The following is a 21,968-nucleotide window of genomic DNA, read 5'->3' on the forward strand; positions in this document are numbered from 1 at the left end:
CGCATTTTATCTTGTAGCTTGCATAAAGGGGCTAGTTTTGCTATATGTTAAATTAAAACTATTAATTATGAAAATTTCTATGTATTTCTTGTCAACTTTTTTAGTGTCTAATGTTTTTGTCGATCGTTTTATGGAAGGTGGCCCACTTTTTATGTCATTAATATTAATTTGCTTTTTATTAGCCTTGTTTTTTATTATTCGTGCCTTTTTATGTTTGAAAAAAGATGCTTTGCAATCTATAAAAATGACAAAGTTGGCTTCAGAAATAAGTTTATTAGGATTAGTTTTTGGGTTTTTAGGCTCTATAATAGGTTTAATTACTGCTTTTGATGTTATAGAGAGCATGGGAAGTATTTCCTCTGGAATGCTTGCTGCTGGTTTAAAAATCTCCTTTTTAACAACCGTATTCGGAACCATTACTTTTATTTTAATAAGAATTGGAATTATTATTTTAAAAGCACTTCGAGCAAAATAACACCATAACAATATATTTTTATGGCCTTCTTTTTATACTAATAAATTGAAGGTTTTCTTTTTTAGCTAACTCAAAATAAATTGATATTTAAGGGTTTACAGCGCTTTTAGAATAAAATTAAGGTTTTAAAAAGATGTATTTAAGTAAATATATTTTATATTGTATCAAACCTTAACGAAAAATATAAAATATGATACGTGATTATCCATTAGAAAAATGGAAACACGTAGTTTTTGATGACAAAATAGCCGAATTTGAAAACTACAAGATTTCCAATTATGGTCGCTTAATTAATTGTAAACACGACCGCGAAAAACTCGTAAATTTATCACAAACCAATGGCTATCCAAGTATTTCTTTAAAGCAACGTGTAAATGGTAAAAGTACAGGGCGCTATATACATAAACTTGTTGCTCAGCATTTTCTAGAAAAAGAAGAAGGTCAGGTTTATGTTATTCATTTAGACTATGACAAAAAAAATAATCATTTCGAAAATTTAAAATGGGCAACCAAGCGAGAAAAAGAAGTACATCAATTTTCGGGGACAAATTTTAAAAACAGAAAAATAGATCGATCTTACGCTAAGCTTACCGAAAGTAGGGTTCGTCTAATTAGAAGAAAGGTAAATAACCCCAATCGGCGCACACGCATTAAAATGATTGCAAAAGAATTTGGGATTTCAGAAATGCAATTGTATCGTGTAGTTTCTGGTGAAAACTGGAAACATGTAACAGATTATTGAAAACAAAAAGAGGTTAACTTTTTAGCTAACCTCTTTTTGTTTTAGTAAGTCGATAACTTACTTCTTTTTGTTACGCTTATTATAATTCTTGTCGCCACGCGTTTTAGGTTTCTTATATTTTGCGGCAATTTTAAACTTGTAAGAACCACCTAGATTTTCTTTAGAGTTTTTTGCCGATTTTTCATGAAAGGCAGGTCCAGGAGCATCTTCATCCTTACGCTTAGTAGGGTTGTAATGTTCTTTTATTTGAGCGCGTTCTTCATCAATTTGCTCTGTAGAAATTTCAACAGTTTCAGGAATTTCCAGAACAGGAATTTCCATATTCATTAAAGCTTCAATATGTTCAACTAAAACAGTTTCTTTTACAGTTGAAAGTAATAACGATTCACCTTGGCGCTCAGCACGGCCAGTTCTTCCAATGCGGTGCATATAATTTTCCGGAAAATCGGGTGTGTCAAAATTAATAACATGCGATACATTGTCAATATCCAAACCACGAGCCATAACGTCGGTAGCAATTAAAATGCGGTTTTGCCCTTCTCTAAATTGCTCAATACTTCTAAGTCTGTAATTTTGTGTTTTATTAGAGTGTATAACGCAAAGCTCATCATGAAAAATTTCATCTAATTGATCGAATAATCGATCTGCCATACGTTTATAAGCCACAAATATTAAAACTCTACTATATTTTTCTGTATCTCTTAATAAATGAGAAAGTAAATTTACTTTAGTATAAAAGTTAGGGACGTTGTAGCGCTCTTGCTTAATATTTTCTAAAGGTGTACCAGAAACGGCAATAGAAACACGTTCCGGATTTTTAAAGAAATCGTTAAGTAAAACATCAACATCCTGCGTCATGGTGGCCGAAAACATAATATTTTGTCGCTTAGGAGGTAAAATATCAAAAATGTTAATTAATTGATGTCTAAATCCTAAATCTAGCATGACATCAACTTCATCAATGACTAATTTCTGAATAGATTTTAGTTGTAAAACACGGCTTAAAGCCAAATCATACATACGGCCTGGGGTAGCTACTAAAATATCGATACCTTCGGCAATAGCTCTTTTCTGCGTGTTAATATTAGTACCACCGTAAACACCTAACACACGCGTATTAATGTACTTAGATAATTTTTCAATTTCATCAACAACCTGTACAACAAGTTCGCGTGTTGGCACTAAAACCAAAACACGCGGGTTTTCCTGTATTGAATATTTTAAATTTTTTAAAATAGGTAGCATGTAGGCAAAGGTTTTACCGGTACCTGTTTGTGCAATACCAACCACATCTTTACCAGAACTCACAACATTAAAAGCTTCTGCTTGAATTGGTGTTGGCGTAGTAAAGCCCAAGTCGTCTAGAGCGTTATATAATGGTGTATTTAAATTTAAATCTTGAAAAGTCACAACGGTAAGTTTAAGTGGCAAAGTTACGCTATTTTTTAGAACCTTAGCCAATTGAAATTTTCTTGTTTTATGAGCTTAGTTAATTCTTCATTTAACTGTTTATTATAAATGTGTTTTTGCAATAGCGATATGGTAACTTGCTGTGAAACTTTGTTTAGAATCGAGCTTTAAAACACCTTCTTTTGTCACGAAATCTTGATTTGTATTTTCGTTATCTGCAATACCAATCCAAGGTTCAATACAAACATAATCTCCAGTTGGTTTAGCCCAAATACCTAAGTATGGGAAATTGGGGTAACTAACAGAAAGTATTTCCCCATTCATTTTGCTTTTTAAGCTAACACGTCTCGATTTTAAGTCTTTAAAAACAAGGGCATCATCATTAAACAAATCATGCTTTAAGGGTAATAGATTAGTATTATTAAAAACAGGTTCGGTCTTAGATGAAATTAAACCGTTTTCCATATTAATACAATGCGTTTTAGAATTTTCGGCATGTTCAAATTCTAAAAAATAATCATCATAAATTTCATTTTCAAAAACCGGACATTTAAAAGCAGGATGCCCACCTAGAGAAAAATATAGCGGTTTATCGTCTATATTATTAACCGTATGTTTAATTTCAAGCGTATTTTCTGTTAATATATAAGAGATAAAAAATTCAAATTTAAACGGATATATTTTCAATAACTCATCGTTATAAGTCAGTTTAAACGTAATACTGTTTTCTGTTTGCTCTGTAACTTCTAGGTCGTTACTATGCCTAATAAAACCATGTTTAGGCAAGCTGTATTCGTTATTATCAAAAGTGTAAGTATTATTTTTTAAAGCACCAATAATTGGAAATAAATTTGGAGCAATACCACTCCAAACATCAGGATTACCATCCCACATAAAATCAGTATTGTTCTTAACCGATGTTATTTTACTTAGTTCGGCTCCCGTTTTATTAATGGCTATTTTAAGTAATTTATTCTGTAAAGTGTACATAATTATTTTTAAAATTGGTATTATGGACAAAATTTACATTTTTTTATGGAAACTCATTAACTTTACCGAATAATATTTTTTAATCGAATAGATCTAGAATACTATAACAAGAAAATAGCTTATTAAATTCCCTTTTGAGAACAAAACAAATTTATAATCCAGAAAACGCCGACGATTTTAAAAATCAATTATTGATTTGGAGTCAGCAATTCGACGAAGTTATTTGGTTAGATTCCAATCAATACGAGCAACAATACTCTAGTTACGATGCTATTTTGGCGGTAGAAGCTTTTACAAGTATTCAAACCGATTACCACGATGGTTTCGAAAAACTAAAAGAATATCAAACCTTAGCGAACGATTGGGTTTTTGGGTATTTAACCTACGATTTAAAAAACGATGTAGAGGCTCTAAAATCTCAGAATACCGACGGTTTAGAGTTTCCTGATTTATCTTTTTTTCAACCTAAAAAAATATTTTTATTTAAAGATAATCAAGTTGAAATTCAGTATTTAAAATTTGTAGATGATGAGATTCAACCCGATTTAGAAGAGATTCTAAAAGCTCAAGAAGTCGTTACAAATCCTGAAGAAAACTACATAAAAATAAAGCTTAAAATACATAAGGATGAGTATTTCGAAAAAGTAAATACGCTTCTTAATCACATCCATAGTGGCGATATTTACGAAGCCAATTTTTGTCAAGAATTTTATGCTGAAAACACACAAATTTCTCCTTTAGAAACCTATAATAAGCTTAATACGATTTCAAAACCGCCTTTTGCAGCTTTCGTAAAACTTTACGATAAATTTGCTTTAAGTGCTTCGCCAGAGCGTTATATCAAAAAAGAAGATCTGCGTATAATTTCGCAACCCATAAAAGGTACTGCAAAACGATCTTTAGATAAAATCGAAGATAAGGAGCTGAAAAACAAATTAATTGCAGACGAAAAAGAGCGAAGCGAAAATATTATGATTGTCGATTTAGTACGTAACGATCTTTCTAAAACTGCCACAAAAGGCAGTGTTGCGGTAGAGGAGCTTTGCAAAATTTATACTTTCGATCAAGTACATCAAATGATTTCTACGGTTACTTCCGAAGTTAAACCAGAAACGCATCCCGTAGACATTCTAAAAAGCACATTCCCGATGGGCAGCATGACGGGCGCTCCCAAAATTTCTGCTATGAAAATTATCGAGAAACTCGAAGCTACCAAACGCGGATTATATTCTGGAGCCATCGGTTATTTTACACCCGAAAACGACTTCGATTTCAATGTGGTTATCCGTACCATTTTATACAATGCTACACAAAAATACGTGTCTTACTCCGTTGGTGGCGCTATTACAGCAAAAAGTGATCCGCTTAAGGAATACGAAGAATGTTTGGTAAAAGCCAAAGCTATGCGTACGGTTTTAGAAAATTAAATTATTTTGGGCGCAACCCGAAAAGGGTCGGGCTTTCACTACTCAATCTGCTTGTTTTTTAGGAAAACAAGCAGGATTTCAAACAAACCGTTCAATCCCTTGCGCGTATATCCGTTGGGTTTTGAATAGCTTTGAACAATGGTTTATTAGCGCAATTGATTTCTTTTTACTTCTTATAAGCTCTGTAAATCTTTACGAATAATCAAAATAAACACTAAATTTGGAACATGCTTAAAAACCTTCAAAACCATATCAATAAAAATCTTGCATTTTTAAACGAAAGCAAAATCCTAATTGCTATTTCTGGAGGAATCGACAGCGTTGTTTTAACACATTTATGCCATCAATTAAAACTTGATATTGCCTTAGCGCACTGTAATTTTCATTTAAGAGGAGAAGAAAGTAATGGTGATGAAGAATCTGTAAAACAGTTAGCAGAAGATTTAGATTTAGAAGTTTTTGTTCAAAATTTTGACACCGAAAATTATGCTAAAATAAATAAGCAATCCATTCAAATTGCAGCTCGAGAATTACGTTACAATTGGTTTGAAGATTTAGCAAATCAATTAGAATTCGATTATATTTTAACGGCGCATCATGCCGATGATAACCTCGAAACATTTTTAATAAACTTTACAAGAGGTACTGGTTTAGAAGGTTTAACGGGAATTCCTGAAGTCAATACTATTTTTGTTCGTCCGTTATTACCATTTTCTAGTGAAGCAATTGAGCATTATGCCAAAGCATATAATATCACTTGGCGAGACGATAGTAGTAATGCTTCTACAAAATATGTGCGTAATAAATTGCGCCATAATTTAATACCGATTTTAAAAGAAATAAATCCGAGTTTATTACAAAGCTTCCAAACAACGCTTAGTAATTTAAACGACACGACGGATCTTGTAAAAGATAGTGTGGATAATCTTTTAAGTAAGGCCATTGTTTCTCAAGATAATGATAAAACGGTATTTAAAATTTCAGAATTTAAAAGCTTAAGAAATCCAAGAGCGTATTTATTCGAAGTTTTTAAAGATTATGGATTTACCGAATGGAATGATGTTTTAAACTTACTCGATGCGGAATCTGGAAAGCAATTGTTTTCTGCAACACACCGTTTAATTAAAAATAGAGAGCATTTATTATTAAGTAAAATTAATAATGAAACAGAAGAAAATATTTTAATTTCAAAAGAAGAAAAACAAGTAGAATCCCCTTTGGGAATATTGTTTTTTGATGAAGCCGATGCTATTTTTGGAAAACGCACTGAGGTTATTTATGTCGATGCAGATACTTTAGAGTATCCTTTAACTTTACGAAAATGGGAAGACGGCGACTTTTTTCATCCGCTAGGCATGTCGGGTAAAAAGAAAATTAGCAAATATTTAAAAGATGAGAAACTATCACTTTTAGATAAGGAGCAGGTTTGGGTTTTATGCTCTAATAATGCTATTGTTTGGGTTGTAAATAGGCGTGCAGACAATCGTTTTAAGGTAACCGAAAACACTAAAAATATTTTAAAAATTACATTACAATAGTTTGTTCAATTTATTCCAAAATAGCTTTTGGAGTATTAGCAAAACTATCAAAACATATAAGTCATGATATTACAAGGCCAAATAGTCGATATACAAAATAAGCGTATTTATAAAGGAGAAATTACCATTGAGAACGGTAAAATTTCATCCATAAAAGAAGCAGAGCATCATATTAATCATTACATCCTTCCTGGCTTTGTAGATGCACATATACATATAGAAAGTTCTATGTTAGTGCCTAGTGAGTTTGCGCGTTTAGCTGTAACTCATGGTACGGTTGCTACAGTTTCCGATCCGCACGAAATCGCCAATGTTTTAGGTGTAAAAGGTGTAGAGTTTATGATTGAAAACGGAAAAAAAGTACCGTTCAAATTTAACTTTGGAGCACCATCTTGTGTGCCAGCAACAACTTTTGAATCGGCTGGAGCTGTTATCGATTCCGATGATATCAAAATCCTTTTAGAAAATCCAGATATTAAATATTTGGCAGAAATGATGAATTATCCTGGCGTTTTATTTAATGACGATGAAGTCATGAAAAAACTAGCTTGGGCGAAATATTTTAACAAACCTGTCGATGGACATGCACCGGGTTTAAGAGGTGATGATGTTTCAAAATATATTAGAGCGGGAATTTCTACAGATCACGAATGTTTTACTTATGATGAAGCTTTAGAAAAACTTCAAAAAGGCATGAAAATTTTAATTCGAGAGGGAAGTGCCGCTAAAAACTTTGAAGCTTTAATCGATTTATTATCAGAGCATTTTGAAAGCATGATGTTTTGTAGTGATGATAAGCATCCAGATGATTTAATTTTAAGTCATATTAATAAGCTATGTTCGAGAGCGGTTGCAAAAGGTGTGGATGTTTTTAAAGTATTACAGGCGGCTTGTATAAACCCTGTTAAACATTATAATTTAGATGTTGGTTTATTACAAGTCAATGATATTGCAGATTGCATTGTTGTGGAAGATTTAGTAGATTTTAAAACGCTTCAAACTTATATTAACGGTGAACTAGTTTATGATAAAGGGAAGTCTTTAATAAAACCAGTTTTATTTGATAATTTGAATAATTTTAACTGTACTAAAAAAGAAGTCTCAGATTTTAAAGTGGTGTCGTCGTCTAGCAAAATTAGAGTTATCGAAGCTTTAGAAGGGCAGTTAGTAACCAACGAATTAATTGAAGATTCATTAACTGAAGATGGAAACTTAATTTCAAATACAGAAAAAGATATTTTAAAAATGACAGTTGTTAATCGTTATAACGATCAAAAACCAGCCATGGCATTTATTAAAAACTTCGGATTAAAAGAAGGAGCTATTGCATCATCAGTTGGTCACGACTCTCATAATATTATTGCTGTAGGCGTATCGGACAAAATGATTTGCAAAGCTGTTAATTTATTAATAGAAAATAAAGGTGGTATTTGTGCCGTTACTACTTCCGAAGAAAAAATAGTATCCTTGCCTGTTGCTGGAATAATGAGTGATAAGGATGGTGAAACCATAGGAAAGCAATATGCGGCATTAGATGTTATGGCGAAGCAATTAGGTTCTGGCCTCAATGCACCCTATATGACGCTCTCATTTATGGCGCTATTGGTAATTCCCTCTTTAAAACTTAGCGATAAAGGTTTGTTTGATGGAACAGATTTTAAATTTACAGCTTTAGAAGTCTAGATTATTATCGTGAAGTCTAAAGAAAACAAATTATAATTAAACTTAGCACAAAATAAATGCCCATACTAACATCGACTTATAAGCCAAAAATCTATTTTAAAAACGGTTTCGTTTCAACGGTATATTCCGGACTTGTTCGTAAAGTTTCTTTGGAACAAGAGCGTGAACGATTAACGTTAAGTGATGGCGATTTTATTGATTTAGATTGGAGTTTTTCTAAAGAGAAGAGCAATGCTTGTATTGTTTTGTTGCATGGTCTAGAAGGGCACGCGCAACGTCCATATTTAACCGGTGCAGCACAATTATTTAATACGAATAATATTGATGCTGTTTCTGTGAATTTTCGTGGTTGTTCGGGCGAGATTAATTCAAAATTTAGAAGTTATCATTCGGGAGCTACGGAAGATTTAGTTGATATTATTCAACATTTAATTTTAGAAAAAAAATATACAAACATATATTTAAAGGGCATCAGTTTAGGTGCTAATATTATTTTGAAATATTTAGGCGAACGAGATATTATTCCATCAGAAGTTAAAGCAGCTATAGCTATATCGGCACCTTGTGATTTAAATGGTGCTTGTTTAGAACTTCATAAACTTAAAAATGCTGCTTATGCAAATCGTTTTTTATCTCATTTAAAAGCATCCCTTAGGAAAAAGATTGAAAAGTTTCCTAATAAAATGACAATGGAAACTTTTAATGGCATAAAAACGCTACGAGATTTCGATAATAGTTACACATCTAAAGCACATGGTTTTATCGATGCGGCCGATTATTATAAGCAGAGTAGTAGTTTACAATTTCTTCATAATATAAAAACGCCTACTTTAATTATAAACGCTCTTAACGATTCCTTTTTATCACCAGCATGTTATCCTGTAAAAGAAGCGAAACACAATAAAAATTTATTTTTAGAAATGCCTGTTTATGGCGGGCATGTAGGTTTTGTAGATAAAAATAATGTGTATTATAATGAAAAAAGAGCTTTAGAATTTGTACAAAGTTTAAGTTAATTTTAATGATTGAAATAAATTAAGTGTTATTGCTTTTTTTTCCTATTCCGAATTAATAGTTAGGTACACCATAAGCTAATATTCTTTTAAGACTTTCTAATTCGCGTAATCATTTCATTGATTTTCAGTAATTCATTTTTATTTAAAAGGTAATATAGACAGATGGTTAGGTAATTTAGAGTTGGTTAATCCATTGTTAAAATAATAAGTTAGCAACTTTTATCATTGTATTTTTAATATCTTAATACCAAAATATAAAACATGCCAACATTCAACTTAAAAATAAACAATAAAAAACATACTGTAGAAGCAGATGCAGACACACCTTTATTGTGGGTGCTAAGAGATAAAATTAATCTTGTAGGTACTAAATTTGGCTGTGGTATAGGACAATGTGGTGCGTGTACGGTTCATGTAGATGGCAATGCAACACGAAGTTGTTTATTACAAGTTTCTCAGGCTGTAGATATGGATATAACAACTATTGAAGGTCTTTCTGAAAATGGAAATCACCCTGTTCAACAAGCGTGGAAAGAAGTAGATGTACCGCAATGTGGATATTGCCAAGCTGGACAAATTATGACAGCTTCTGCTTTTTTGAGTAGTAATTCAAGTCCATCAGATTCAGAAATAAGAGATGCTATGCATGGAAATATATGCAGATGTAGCGCGTATAATAGTATTCAGGAAGCTGTAAAATTAGCCTCAAAAAAATAAGTTCAAAAAACCTTTATATAAAAAATGGCAACTTCAAAAAAAACAACATTTAGTAGAAGATCCTTCTTAAAATCATCGGCTCTAGCGAGTGGTGGTATGATAATAGGTTTTAATTTATTTAATGCATGTAAACCCGATGCAAAACTTCCTGTAGATTTAACGGCGCTAAATTATAAGGATTTTAATGCCTTCATTAAAATTTCAGAAGAAGGTAAAGTGACCATATTTGCTCCAAACCCCGAGATTGGTCAAGGTGTAAAAACTTCTATGCCTATGCTTATTGCAGAAGAGTTGGATGTACTTTGGGACGATGTGTTAGTTGTTCAGGCACCTTTAGATACCGTAAATTATACAAGGCAAGTAGCTGGCGGTAGCCAATCTATACGTTTTAGTTGGGAGCCTTTAAGACAAACAGGAGCAACCGCAAAGCAAATGCTTATTAATGCTGCTGCTGCACGTTGGCAAGTGGAACCATCGGTATGTACCGCTAAGAATGGAATTATTACAAATACTAAAGGAGAAACTTTAGGGTATGGTGATGTGGTTTTAGATGCGGCGAAGTTAGATATCCCAACAGATGTGGTTTTAAAAGACCCTAAAGATTTTACAATCATAGGGCAGGGTAAAAGCAATGTAGATATCGATAATATAATCACAGGAAAACCTCTCTTCGGAATTGATTATAAAGAGGAGGGTATGCTATATGCTAGCGTTTTAAGACCGCCCGCTTTCGGCCAGTTTTTAGAATCTTTCGATGCTTCTGAAGCGAAAGCCTTACCGGGCGTCATTGATGTTATTACAATTGGAGATAAGCTAAGAGCTTATAAAGATAGTGGTAAAAATGATTGGTCTGTGCAGATGAGCACAACTGATAAAGTAGTGGTTATTGCAAAAACAACATGGGATGCGATGAAGGGTAAAAAAGCCATTAAAGCAACCTGGAAAACAGAAACAATTCTAGAAAGTACTGAAACACATGATAAGGCATTATTAGCTTTGTTGGATAGCAACGATTTTAAAACAAGACGAAAAGATGGCAACGTAAAACAAGCTTTTGCTAAAGCGGATAAAGTTGTAGAGCGTATTTATGAAGCACCTTTTTTACCACATAATTGCATGGAACCCATGAATTTTTTCGCCAATGTTACTTCTGATAAAGTGCACTTGGTTGGGCCAGTGCAAACACCAGAATCTGCAGCTAAAGTTGTAGCCGATTTATTGGGGCGTGATCTTGCGGACGTTCATGTAGAAATGACTCGAATGGGTGGCGGATTTGGTAGACGCTTATACGGCGATTTTGTTTATGAAGCTGCAGAGATTTCGAATGCCTTAAAAAAACCGATTAAAATGGTGTCTTCTCGAGAAGATGACATGACAACCGGTGTGTATCGGCCTTCGGTAAAGTATAAAATTTCAGCATCGCTTAAAGATGGAAAAATAACAGGTTATCATTTAAAAGAAGCTTGTGTAAATAGTAATATGTATGGATTGATACCTAATTTTTTTCCTGCTGGCGCTATAAAAAATTATCAGGTCGATACAGCAAATTATAAAAGTAATATCACCACAGGTGCTTGGCGCGCGCCATATACTAACTTCTTAGCAAGTGCAGAACAAAGTTTCTTTGATGAGTTGGCAGAAGAATTAGGTGTAGATCGTGTTAAATTGCATATGGATTTACTCGATAATGTTAAAAAGAATCCAGATGCTAATATTGAATATAGTCCAGAACGCTTGCAAGGTGTTTTGCAATTGGTTGTAGAAAAATCTAATTGGGGTAAAAGTGAAACAGGGGTCTACCAAGGGCTTTCGGTATATTACTGTCACAATACACATGTAGCAGAAGTTGCCGATATTACTATGGAAAATGGCGTTCCAAAAGTACTAAAAGTTACCTGCGCCATAGATTGTGGTATTGTTGTTAATCCGCTAGGTGCGTTAAATCAAATCAAAGGAGGTGTTTTAGATGGAATTGGGCATGCCATGTATGCCGATTTTAAGTTTGTAGATGGAGTGCCACAGTCTAATAATTTTAATACTTACCAAATGATAAGAATGTTAGAAACTCCAAAGGTTGAGGCTTATTTTGTAGAAAGCGATATTGCTCCAACAGGGCTAGGCGAACCTACATTACCACCTGTGGGAGCTGCTGTTGCAAATGCTATTTACGCAGCAACAGGAAAAAGAGTAAGAAAACAACCTTTTATAAATAATTTAGAGCCTAACGATAAAATACTAGGTTAAAATCAACTTGTTTTATGACGCATGAGTTTATAGATATTGTACATCAGGCCATCGAATTGGAAAAGCAGCATTTAAAATCTGTTTTGGCATCGGTGGTTGCTCTAGATGGATCGTCATATCGTAGGCCAGGTGTAAGAATGCTTATTGATGAACATGGTAATATGACTGGTGCGGTTAGTGGTGGTTGTGTTGAGAAAGAAATACTTAGACAATCTGCTTTAGTTTTTCAAACAGGACAATCTAAGATGATGACTTACGATGGTAGATATCGGTTGGGCTGTGAAGGTGTTTTGTATATTTTAATAGAGCCTATTCTGTTTTCCAGTACGTTCGTAGAACGTTTTTTTGAATGTGTTGAGCAAAGAGATTCTTTTGAAATACAATCTTTTTATAATAAATCAGAAGGCATTTTTACGGGGGTGGGTTCATTGGTAAAGTTTGAAAGCAGAGAAGTTTTTGCTATACATAAGGATTTTGAATATGTAACAAATTCGGAATCCCTTACTATATTTAGTCAATCTATGACGCCAAGATTTAAACTTTTAATTATTGGAGGTGAGCACGATGCCGTGCAGCTATGTAAATACGCTGCTTTTACGGGTTGGGATGTTGAAATAATTTCAGGTATATCAGATTCAAGATCATTAAGTAATTTTCCTGGAGCTAAAATGTTTAAAGCTGTTTCTCTAGAAGATATGGATGTAGCTAGAATAGATCAGCAAACAGCAGTAGTTTTAATGACTCATAATTTCGCTAGTGATTTGAGGTATTTGGTTGCTTTGCAAGCTACAAACCCTGCATATATCGGTTTATTGGGGCCATCTCGCCGAAGAGAAGATTTGTTAAATCAGTTTGTAGAATATTGTTCAGATGTTTCAGAGGTTTTTTTGGATTGTATTCATGGACCTGCTGGATTAGATATAGGAGCAGAAACACCTCAAGAAATTGCCGTTTCTATTATTTCAGAAATTTTAGCCATTGTTCGTAATAAGAATCCTAAGTCTTTAAGTAGAAAATCAGGAAGAATTCATGCGGAAGAATAGTTCGATTTTTTTATGAAAAATAAAAGCCATAGTATGGTTACCGTTGTATTAGCAGCTGGTGCCTCCAAAAGAATGGGAGAGCCAAAGCAATTGCTCAATTGGGGGAAATCAACTTTACTTGAGCACACAATTAATACAGTTTTACAACTAGATTCGGACGAGGTTATAGTTGTGCTTGGTGCTAATTTTGAACTTGTTAAGACTAAAATTTCAAACTATCCAATTACTATTTTAAATAATCTGTTTTGGGAAGTTGGCTTAGGGAAATCCATTGCTTGTGCTGTTGAATATGTCAATAAAAACAGCCCTGAGGTCGATGCTGTTATGATTGTTTTAGCCGATCAGCCATTTATCGATTCTTCGCATTTAAAACAATTATCAAGAAAATTTATTTTGAATAATAAGCAAATTATAGCAACATCTTACAAGGAAGGTAAAAACGGAGTTCCTGTCATTTTTGATAAAAATTATTTTAAAGAATTAATGATTTTAGAGACTGATGATGGCGCTAAACATCTTTTGAAGCGGTACAGTGAATCTATTGAAGTTTTAAAACCATTATCCGAAAATTTAGATATAGATTCGAAATCAGATTATAATTATTTAATTAAAGAATATTTTAAAAAGTAATCTATACACTTACTAAAAGAGCCGTTTAGATTACTATTTGGACAAAATAGAATATAAATTACATTATAAATAGAGATATTTTTGCGTCTTATGTTTTATTTAATCATATTCCATCTATGAAATATTTCTATTTCAAATTGATTAAATTTTACATGAAATTGTAATTTTATAGGTTCAAATAAAAATCATTATTGTTTATGAGTAAATCAGCTATTAATAAAGCGAAAACACCAGAAGGTTTTACAAATTTAAAAACCGAAGCTCCACCAAAAAACACGGTAGGTTTTGGAGCTTTAAAAGTGGCTTTAGGACATGCTAATAAATATATGAAAGCTACAGATGCCTTGCGTCTGTCTTTAAAAATGAACCAAAAAGGAGGGTTTGATTGCCCGGGGTGTGCTTGGCCAGATCCAGATGATGAGCGTTCTGCGCTTGGTGAGTATTGTGAAAATGGAATGAAAGCTATAGCAGAAGAGGCTCAAAATAAAACTATAAATAGAGATTTTTTTTCCAAATATTCTGTAGATGAATTGGCAAGTTTTACTGATTTCGAAATTGGAAAATCGGGCCGTTTAGCAGAACCAATGTTTTTACCTGAAGGCGCTACGCATTATCAGCGTATTTCTTGGGAAGCTGCTTTTCAAAAAGTAGGTAGCCATTTAAATGCCCTTAATAATCCAGATGAGGCTGCATTTTATACCTCTGGTAGAACGACCAATGAGGCTGCATTTTTATATCAATTATTTGTCAGAGAATTTGGAACATCCAATTTGCCCGATTGCTCAAATATGTGTCATGAAGCTAGTGGGAGTGCACTTACCGAAACTTTAGGAATTGGTAAAGGTTCTGTTAAATTAGACGATTTATACAAGGCAGAAGTGGTTATGGTCATTGGGCAAAACCCGGCTACCAATCATCCAAGGATGTTATCTGCATTAGAAAAAACTAAAAAGAATGGAGGGAAAATAATAGCGATTAATCCTTTGCCAGAAGCCGGTTTAATTAAGTTCACAGATCCACAAAACCCTATAAAATTATTAACTGGAGGAACAAAATTGGCCGATGTATTTGTCCCAATAACTATAAATGGTGATGTAGCTTTTATAAAGGCTATTCTTCTAAAATTATTAGAGAAAGAAGAGGAACTAGGTCATGTTTTTGATAAAAAATTTATAGAAGAATATACTAGTGATTACAATACGTTTATACAGGATTTAAAAACCTACAGTTTTAACGAGTGTCTTAAAGCCTCGGGTGTTTCATTAGAGATATTTAATCAAACTTTTGATTTAATTTTAAATAATGAAAAAATTATTGTGTGTTGGGCTATGGGATTAACGCAGCACGAAAATGCGGTCGATAATATTCGGGAACTTGTTAATTTACTCTTATTAAAAGGCAGCATTGGAAAGGAAGGTGCTGGAACTTGTCCTGTTCGTGGGCATTCTAACGTGCAAGGCGATAGAACAGTTGGTATATGGGAAGCGGCACCTCAAGCTTTTCTAGATAAAATTGAGGGTAAATATGGTTTTAAGCCAAGTGCAAAGCATGGTTTTTCTGTAATTGAAACCATTAAAGCCATGTATGAGAAAAAAGTAAAGGTGTTTTTTGGTTTAGGAGGTAATTTTATTTCGGCTGTACCAGATACGGCATATTCTGCACAAGGTTTGGCTAATTGTAATTTAACGGTACATGTAAGTACAAAGTTAAATCGTTCGCATTTGGTTACAGGTAAAGAGGCTTTGATTTTACCATGTTTGGGACGTACTGAAAAGGATTATCAAAAAACAGGAGAGCAGGTGCAAAGTGTTGAGAACTCAATGGGTGTAGTCTCATCTACCAAAGGTGTTTTAGAACCATGCTCTGATGATTTATTGAGTGAAGTCGCTGTAGTTTGTGGTGTGGCGCATGCCACTTTAAAAAGTAAAACTAAAGTGAAATGGCTATCGTATAAAGATGATTATAAACTTGTTCGTGATGATATTGCCGAAGTTGTTTCTGGTTTCGAAGATTTTAACGTACGCTTAAAAAATCCATCGGGCTTTTATTTACCAAATGGTGCTCGTATTAGAAAATTTAATACAAAAACGGGAAAAGCTAATTTTTCGGTTAATAAGTTACCTGTTTGGAAGTTGAAAAATGATGAGCTTATTATGATGACAATACGTAGTCACGATCAATTTAATACCACTATTTATGGATTAGATGATCGATATCGTGGTGTTTTTAATGAGCGTCGTATTATTTTTATGAATCGTGAAGATATGATTTCTAGAGGGCTAAAAGAATATCAGGTTGTAAATTTAAAATCTAAATTTAATGATGTTGAGCGCCATGCAGATAATTTTAAAGTGGTTGCTTACGATATTCCTAAAAACTGCTGTGCAACGTATTTTCCAGAAACAAATGTTCTTGTTCCCTTAGACAGTTTTGCGCACACAGCTAAGACTCCTGCATCTAAAAGCGTTGTTATTACTGTAGAAGCATCTGTTAAATGATAATATTTTCATAATTCACAATCCTTTTTTTGACTAATACTTAATTAAACTATTGTCAATTTAGGAAATATGTAATTATTTAGGGTTTACGTAAAAAACTATGATATTAAGTATTAAAATTAAGTAAAATTACTTAGTTTTGTATTAAATACGTAGTTTATGAAAAATATCATAGTTGTTGGGAATGGAATGGTTGGTTATAAATTTTGTGAAAAATTTGTGGCACAGTCTGGAAATGAATCATTTAAAGTAATCGTTTTTGGTGAAGAACCTCGTCCAGCGTACGATCGTGTACATTTAAGCGAGTTTTTTGAAAACCAAGATGCTAAAGCTTTAGAAATGGCACCAGCCGAATGGTATTCAGAAAATGGTATAGAATTAATCACTGGAGAGCGTGTTGCAGATATTAATAGAACATCAAAAACGATAACTACTGCTAAAGATCGTGAGTTTTCTTATGATTACTTGGTTCTTGCAACGGGGTCTTCGCCTTTTGTGCCACCAATTAAAGGTGTTGAAAAGGAAGGTGTTTTTGTTTATAGAACTATTGAAGATTTAGAAGGTATGTTAGCATATGCTGCTAAGCTTAAAGCTGAAAAACCAAATGCTAGAGCTGCGGTTCTTGGAGGTGGTTTATTAGGTTTAGAAGCTGGTAAAGCGGTTATGGATATGGGTTTAGAACCTCATATTGTAGAGTTCGCTCCTAAGTTAATGCCAAGACAACTAGATTCTAGAAGTAGTCAAGTATTACAATTAAAATTAGAGTCTATTGGTTTAAACATTCATCTAAGTAAAGCAACCAATCAAATTCTAGGTGATGACCATATTACAGGAATGGAGTTTGGTGAAGATGATATGTTAGAAGTTGATATGCTTGTGGTTTCAGCTGGTATTAGACCTAGAGATGAATTAGGAAAAAATTCTGGTTTAGAAGTTGGTGTTCGAGGTGGTATTGTAGTTGATAATAAAATGCAAACATCAGACAAGAATATTTATGCTATCGGTGAAATTGCATTATACAATCAAATGATTTATGGTTTAGTCGCTCCTGGTTATGATATGGCTGGTGTTGCTGCAGATCAAATTTTAGGTAAGGCAGATAGTTTAATGCCAGCTGAAATAGATATGTCTACCAAATTAAAATTAATTGGTGTAGATGTAGCAAGTTTTGGAGAGCCGTTTATGCCAGCTGCTAAAGGCCACTCTATAATTTTTGAAAATAAAACACAACATTTATATAAAAGAATTAATGTAAGTCTTGATGGGAAATCGCTTCTAGGAGGAATTCTAGTTGGTGATGCAGCCGATTACAGTATGTTACATCAGATTTATTTAAACGGGATGAAAATTCCTGAGGATCCTGCGCAATTAATTTTACCTGCTAGTGATGGTGGTACTTCTTTTGGAGATGTTATGGATTTGCCAGATGAAGCTCAAATTTGTTCTTGTGAGAGTGTTACAAAAGGACAAATATGTGGTGCTATCGAAAGTGGAGAAGCAACAGACGTCTCTGGTGTAGTTAGCTGTACGAAAGCAGGAACCGGCTGTGGTGGTTGTAAACCAATGGTTGCAGATTTAACTAACGCCACACTTAAGTCTTTAGGAATAACAGTAAAAGCTGGAGTTTGTGAGCATTTTGAATTAGATAGGCAAGATTTATACAAAATTATACAAGTAAAAGGTTATACAACTTTTAACGAGGTTTTAGATAATCACGGTACTGGTGGTCACGGTTGCGAATTATGCAAACCTTTAGTGGCTTCATTAATGGCAAGTATAAACGCAGATACTGCTAATAAAGAATATGCAATCCAAGATTCTAACGATAGATTCTTAGCAAATATTCAACGAAACGGTACCTATTCTGTTGTGCCTCGTGTTCCTGGTGGAGAAATTACACCAGATAAATTAATTGCTCTTGGGCAAATTGCTAAAAAATATGATTTATATACAAAGGTTACTGGTGGTGTTCGTATCGATTTATTTGGTGCAACTTTAAATCAGCTTCCTTTAATATGGAAAGAATTAATTGCTCATGGTTTTGAGAGTGGTCATGCATACGGTAAATCTTTACGTACTGTAAAAACATGTGTAGGTTCTACATGGTGTCGTTACGGAATGGATGAAAGTGTGAGTTTTGGTATCGAACTAGAGAATAGATATAGAGGTATTCGTGCGCCGCACAAAATTAAGGGTGGTGTTTCAGGATGTATTCGTGAATGCGCTGAAGCACGAGGAAAAGATTTTGGTTTAATTGCTGTAGAAGGTGGTTGGAACCTTTACCTTGGAGGAAATGGAGGTGCTACACCGCGTCACGCTGAGTTGTTTGCAGAGCAAATTGATAATGAAACCGTAATAAAATATATAGATAGATACTTAATGTTCTACATGCGCACAGCAAAACCTTTACAACGTACGGCTGCATGGCAAGATCGTTTAGAAGGCGGTATTGAGTATTTAAGAGAAGTTATTATTGAAGATAAATTAGGTATTGCTGCCGATTTAGATGAAGAAATGCAAACTTTAGTTAACAAGTTTGAATGCGAGTGGACACAAGCTGTTAACGATCCAGAAATGATGAAACGTTTTAATCACTTTGTAAATAGTGAAGAAGAGGATGATAACTTAGTTTTTGTTCCTTTAAGAGATCAAAAAATGCCAGAACAATGGAACTAATTTAATAGTACTAAAATTTTAAAGCAAAATAAAAGATGGAAGAAATTCTAGATAAATATAAGGCAACTAAGTTAAAAGATGTAACGGTTTGGTTTAAAGCAGCATCAATAAATGATTTTCCAAAAGATGGAGGAGCTTGTGTAAAATATAAAGACAAGCAAATTGCGGTTTTTAATTTTGCACGAACAAACACCTGGTATGCATGTCAGAACTTGTGTCCTCACAAAATGGAAATGGTATTGAGTAGAGGTATGATAGGTGATGACAAGGGAGCTCCGAAAGTTGCTTGTCCACTTCACAAAAAAACATTCTCTTTAGAAAATGGAGAAAACTTAAATGGAGATTTGGATGCTATTGCTACTTATCCTGTTAAAATTGATGGAGAAAATGTGTATATTGGCTTTTCAGATTAAAAAATGAAGCCATGAAGCCCACAAGATTCGAAACTGCAATTGCCTTAATTGATAAAAAAAATGCTGAAGATATAAATACGTATTCGGTTTCGGGTATGGAATACCCTAAGGAGTTATTGTATTCTCAACGTATGAGCAGAACCTTGTTGCAGTTCGACCCAAATGCGTCGAAAGCCTTGCAAATAGCGGCGAGAGCACAACATATTTGCCGTTGGAAAATAGCAAGAAATGAATACCCAATGGATCGCGTAGGCTATTTAAAATGGCGTCAAGATTTAAAACAAATGCATGCTGAGTTAACAGCTGATATTTTAGCTGAAGTTGGTTATAATGATGAATTTATAGACCGAGTTAAAGCTATTGTTCTTAAAAAACTAATTAAAAAAAATAAAGAATCACAGACTATTGAAGATGTCATTTGCCTAGTCTTTCTAGATTTTTATTTTGATGAGTTTGCTGCTAAACATAGCGATGAAAAAATAATTGATATTCTACAAAAAACTTGGAAAAAAATGTCGGATGAAGGTCATGCCGAGGCATTGAAAATTAAATTTTCCGAAAAGAGTTTGGCTTTAGTAAAACAAGCTATTTCTTAAAAATTTATGTAATATGACAAAAAACGGCAACTCTTTAGATCAACGCACGTTTGGTAAATTGAGTCGTTTATATATTATTGCTTTAAGTACTATTGCTTTATCTGTTATTGTTAGTAATTTATCTGTTCGCCAACATTTAAAGGCGCAACAAAGTGATTCTACAGTTATTAATGTTGCAGGTAGGCAACGTATGCTAAGCCAAAAACTTACTAAAGAAATTTTATTGCTTGCTACTTCAAAATCTCCAGAGGCAAGTCTTGTTATAAAAAATCGTTTAAAACAAACATTATCGCTTTGGCAATTATCTCATAATGCCTTGCAAAAGGGAGATGCAGCGCTTGGTTTGCCAGCAGAAAACAGTAAAGAGATTTCTAGAAAATTCGAGAATTTAAATGGTGTTTTTAAAATTATAGAAAACGCTGCAGGACGTATTATTGCTAGTGTTGAAACTCGTGATAGTTTGTTGCCTGCGAATATAGCTGAGGACGTTAATTTGGTTAGAGATAATGAGGGCGATTTCTTGTTAATAATGGATCAAATAGTGAATCAGTACAGCTTGGAAGCAGACCAGAAAGTACGTTGGCTTGGCAAACTAGAGACGCTCTTAATGGTTTTAACTTTAGTTATTTTATTAGGAGAGTTACTCTTTATATTTTGGCCAACAGCAAAATCGGTTCGTGCCACGCTTGCAGAGTTGCTAAAGGCTGAAAAGCATGCCAAAAAAATGGCCTTCGATGCTGATGAGTTAAGCCTTGCTAAAGAAAAATCTATTAAAGAACTTAGGGCTTTAAGTCAAGCAATGGATGAAACGTTGTTGTTTGCACGTATTTTATCAAGCGGACAAATTATTCATATTGGTAATAAGTTTTCTAGGCGTTTTAAATTTTCTAGATTTAATGACACGGCGTTGTTTTGGAACGTTATGTCTACCGTAGAGAGTGAAAAATTGGCTTTTGAGAGTTTAGTTACAAAATTCAAGAAAACTGGTTGGCAAGGTGAGGTTAAAGCAACCACTAAGGAAGGTGAAGGGATTTGGTTAGAGATGGCAATAATTCCATTTAGTCCGAACGACGAAAAAACAGAGCTTTTGATTATTGCCTCGGAAATAACAGAAAGAAAAGCAGGACAGCTAGAAATAGAACGCCTAAATAAAAAGAATTTTCAAGAAGAGATTAGTCAGCAAAAGATTATTTCTAGTAAAATTATTGAAAATCAGGAAAAAGAACAAAACCGAATAGCTAAAGATGTTCATGATGGTATTGGGCAAATGCTTACAGGTTTAAAATATAATTTAGAAAGTATAAATATTAATGATATTGAAAAAACGGCTTCCAAAATTGAGCATCTAAAGGAGTTAACAACCAATATTATAAAAGGAGTGCGCACGGCAACGTTTAATTTAACGCCTCCAGAACTTGCTGATCACGGTATTGTACCTGCTATTACAAAGCTTACAAAAGAGTTAGCAAGGCTTACCGGAAAGGATATTGTGTTTTTCAATAAAACCGATTTTTCTGAGCGATTAGATTCTCTCGTTGAAATAAATATTTATAGAATAACTCAAGAAGCTATTAATAACGCTATTAAATACGCTAGTTCTACTCATATTCTAGTGTCTTTATCTCATAGTAAAAATATACTAAGTATTGTTATTGATGATAATGGAAAGGGTTTTGATCCGCAAAATGTAAAAAACTTTAAAAATGCCGATGGAGGTATGGGGATGACATTTATGAAAGAACGTATAAAATATATCGATGGCCGGTTGTTTTTAAGTTCCGAAGAAGGAAAAGGAACTCGGGTAACTTTAAATATTCCCTTAAAGGTTAATTGATTTTTTTTTGTCATATCGGGGTGTTGAGGTATTGAA

General features: G+C 33.6%; 17 protein-coding genes. 15 read left to right on the top strand and 2 right to left on the bottom strand.

Annotated elements, in window-relative coordinates; all coding sequences use genetic code 11:
- Positions 1–67 precede the first annotated feature (67 nt).
- Together ACJJV4_RS19145 and ACJJV4_RS19150 are read left to right on the top strand one after the other, a co-directional pair.
- Positions 68–475, top strand: a complete 408-nt coding sequence (locus tag ACJJV4_RS19145; RefSeq protein ID WP_405297002.1) for a MotA/TolQ/ExbB proton channel family protein — start codon at positions 68–70, stop codon at positions 473–475.
- 190 nt (positions 476–665) lie between these two features.
- A complete protein-coding gene (locus ACJJV4_RS19150) occupies positions 666–1,217 on the top strand; it encodes an NUMOD4 domain-containing protein (RefSeq protein ID WP_405297003.1) in 552 nt (183 codons plus the stop codon).
- A 57-nt stretch (positions 1,218–1,274) separates the two neighbouring features.
- Here ACJJV4_RS19150 and ACJJV4_RS19155 read toward each other — a convergent pair whose 3' ends face one another.
- Together ACJJV4_RS19155 and ACJJV4_RS19160 are read right to left on the bottom strand one after the other, a co-directional pair.
- The gene (locus ACJJV4_RS19155) at positions 1,275–2,627 is read right to left on the bottom strand and encodes a DEAD/DEAH box helicase (protein ID WP_405297004.1); all 1,353 of its coding nucleotides are present in this window, start codon (positions 2,625–2,627) and stop codon (positions 1,275–1,277) included.
- A 102-nt stretch (positions 2,628–2,729) separates the two neighbouring features.
- Positions 2,730–3,617: an aldose 1-epimerase family protein gene (locus ACJJV4_RS19160; RefSeq protein ID WP_405297005.1), complete on the bottom strand. Its 888-nt coding sequence runs from the start codon at positions 3,615–3,617 to the stop codon at positions 2,730–2,732.
- Positions 3,618–3,751: 134 nt separating this feature from the next.
- On the opposite strand from ACJJV4_RS19160, the gene pabB reads away from it, so the two are divergent.
- The 13 genes from pabB to ACJJV4_RS19225 all read left to right on the top strand — a co-directional run bounded on the left by pabB (position 3,752) and on the right by ACJJV4_RS19225 (position 21,932).
- A complete protein-coding gene (gene pabB, locus ACJJV4_RS19165; RefSeq protein WP_405297006.1) occupies positions 3,752–5,044 on the top strand; it encodes an aminodeoxychorismate synthase component I in 1,293 nt (430 codons plus the stop codon).
- A 227-nt stretch (positions 5,045–5,271) separates the two neighbouring features.
- Positions 5,272–6,582: a tRNA lysidine(34) synthetase TilS gene (gene tilS / locus ACJJV4_RS19170; RefSeq protein ID WP_405297007.1), complete on the top strand. Its 1,311-nt coding sequence runs from the start codon at positions 5,272–5,274 to the stop codon at positions 6,580–6,582.
- Positions 6,583–6,645: 63 nt separating this feature from the next.
- Positions 6,646–8,265 (top strand): adenine deaminase, encoded by a 1,620-nt coding sequence (gene ade, locus ACJJV4_RS19175; RefSeq protein WP_405297008.1) that lies wholly within the window; start codon positions 6,646–6,648, stop codon positions 8,263–8,265.
- 56 nt (positions 8,266–8,321) lie between these two features.
- On the top strand, positions 8,322–9,281 hold the full coding sequence (locus tag ACJJV4_RS19180; protein WP_405297009.1) for a YheT family hydrolase: 960 nt from the start codon (positions 8,322–8,324) through the stop codon (positions 9,279–9,281).
- A 261-nt stretch (positions 9,282–9,542) separates the two neighbouring features.
- The gene (locus ACJJV4_RS19185) at positions 9,543–9,998 is read left to right on the top strand and encodes a (2Fe-2S)-binding protein (RefSeq protein WP_405297010.1); all 456 of its coding nucleotides are present in this window, start codon (positions 9,543–9,545) and stop codon (positions 9,996–9,998) included.
- Positions 9,999–10,022: 24 nt separating this feature from the next.
- Complete coding sequence (locus ACJJV4_RS19190; protein ID WP_405297011.1) at positions 10,023–12,242, top strand: molybdopterin cofactor-binding domain-containing protein; 2,220 nt, start codon at positions 10,023–10,025, stop codon at positions 12,240–12,242.
- A gap of 14 nt (positions 12,243–12,256) precedes the next feature.
- On the top strand, positions 12,257–13,285 hold the full coding sequence (locus ACJJV4_RS19195) for an XdhC family protein (protein WP_405297012.1): 1,029 nt from the start codon (positions 12,257–12,259) through the stop codon (positions 13,283–13,285).
- Between the two features lie 12 nt (positions 13,286–13,297).
- Positions 13,298–13,915 carry an NTP transferase domain-containing protein gene (locus ACJJV4_RS19200; RefSeq protein ID WP_405297013.1) on the top strand — a complete coding sequence of 206 codons (618 nt, stop codon included), beginning with the start codon at positions 13,298–13,300 and terminating at the stop codon, positions 13,913–13,915.
- A gap of 197 nt (positions 13,916–14,112) precedes the next feature.
- Positions 14,113–16,413, top strand: coding sequence for an FdhF/YdeP family oxidoreductase (locus ACJJV4_RS19205; RefSeq protein ID WP_405297014.1), 2,301 nt, complete (start codon positions 14,113–14,115; stop codon positions 16,411–16,413).
- A gap of 159 nt (positions 16,414–16,572) precedes the next feature.
- Complete coding sequence (nirB, locus tag ACJJV4_RS19210; RefSeq protein WP_405297015.1) at positions 16,573–19,089, top strand: nitrite reductase large subunit NirB; 2,517 nt, start codon at positions 16,573–16,575, stop codon at positions 19,087–19,089.
- A 35-nt stretch (positions 19,090–19,124) separates the two neighbouring features.
- Positions 19,125–19,502, top strand: a complete 378-nt coding sequence (gene nirD, locus ACJJV4_RS19215) for a nitrite reductase small subunit NirD (RefSeq protein WP_405297016.1) — start codon at positions 19,125–19,127, stop codon at positions 19,500–19,502.
- Positions 19,503–19,513: 11 nt separating this feature from the next.
- Positions 19,514–20,098, top strand: coding sequence for a DUF4202 domain-containing protein (locus ACJJV4_RS19220; protein ID WP_405297017.1), 585 nt, complete (start codon positions 19,514–19,516; stop codon positions 20,096–20,098).
- 13 nt (positions 20,099–20,111) lie between these two features.
- Complete coding sequence (locus tag ACJJV4_RS19225) at positions 20,112–21,932, top strand: ATP-binding protein (protein ID WP_405297018.1); 1,821 nt, start codon at positions 20,112–20,114, stop codon at positions 21,930–21,932.
- Positions 21,933–21,968: the final 36 nt, after the last annotated feature.

This window comes from Algibacter sp. Ld11, assembly GCF_045066735.1.
In the GTDB taxonomy this organism is placed as follows: Bacteria; Bacteroidota; Bacteroidia; order Flavobacteriales; family Flavobacteriaceae; genus Algibacter.

Excerpts from the sequence above, each read along its gene's own strand:
- ACJJV4_RS19190 (WP_405297011.1), top strand. The coding sequence starts at position 10,023 with ATGGCAACTTCAAAAAAAACAACATTTAGTAGAAGATCCTTCTTAAAA.
- ACJJV4_RS19150 (WP_405297003.1), top strand. The coding sequence starts at position 666 with ATGATACGTGATTATCCATTAGAAAAATGGAAACACGTAGTTTTTGAT.
- ade (WP_405297008.1), top strand. The coding sequence starts at position 6,646 with ATGATATTACAAGGCCAAATAGTCGATATACAAAATAAGCGTATTTAT.
- ACJJV4_RS19220 (WP_405297017.1), top strand. The coding sequence starts at position 19,514 with ATGAAGCCCACAAGATTCGAAACTGCAATTGCCTTAATTGATAAAAAA.
- ACJJV4_RS19195 (WP_405297012.1), top strand. The coding sequence starts at position 12,257 with ATGACGCATGAGTTTATAGATATTGTACATCAGGCCATCGAATTGGAA.
- ACJJV4_RS19160 (WP_405297005.1), bottom strand. The coding sequence starts at position 3,617 with ATGTACACTTTACAGAATAAATTACTTAAAATAGCCATTAATAAAACG.
- ACJJV4_RS19145 (WP_405297002.1), top strand. The coding sequence starts at position 68 with ATGAAAATTTCTATGTATTTCTTGTCAACTTTTTTAGTGTCTAATGTT.
- ACJJV4_RS19200 (WP_405297013.1), top strand. The coding sequence starts at position 13,298 with ATGAAAAATAAAAGCCATAGTATGGTTACCGTTGTATTAGCAGCTGGT.
- ACJJV4_RS19225 (WP_405297018.1), top strand. The coding sequence starts at position 20,112 with ATGACAAAAAACGGCAACTCTTTAGATCAACGCACGTTTGGTAAATTG.
- nirD (WP_405297016.1), top strand. The coding sequence starts at position 19,125 with ATGGAAGAAATTCTAGATAAATATAAGGCAACTAAGTTAAAAGATGTA.
- ACJJV4_RS19180 (WP_405297009.1), top strand. The coding sequence starts at position 8,322 with ATGCCCATACTAACATCGACTTATAAGCCAAAAATCTATTTTAAAAAC.
- ACJJV4_RS19205 (WP_405297014.1), top strand. The coding sequence starts at position 14,113 with ATGAGTAAATCAGCTATTAATAAAGCGAAAACACCAGAAGGTTTTACA.
- nirB (WP_405297015.1), top strand. The coding sequence starts at position 16,573 with ATGAAAAATATCATAGTTGTTGGGAATGGAATGGTTGGTTATAAATTT.
- tilS (WP_405297007.1), top strand. The coding sequence starts at position 5,272 with ATGCTTAAAAACCTTCAAAACCATATCAATAAAAATCTTGCATTTTTA.
- ACJJV4_RS19185 (WP_405297010.1), top strand. The coding sequence starts at position 9,543 with ATGCCAACATTCAACTTAAAAATAAACAATAAAAAACATACTGTAGAA.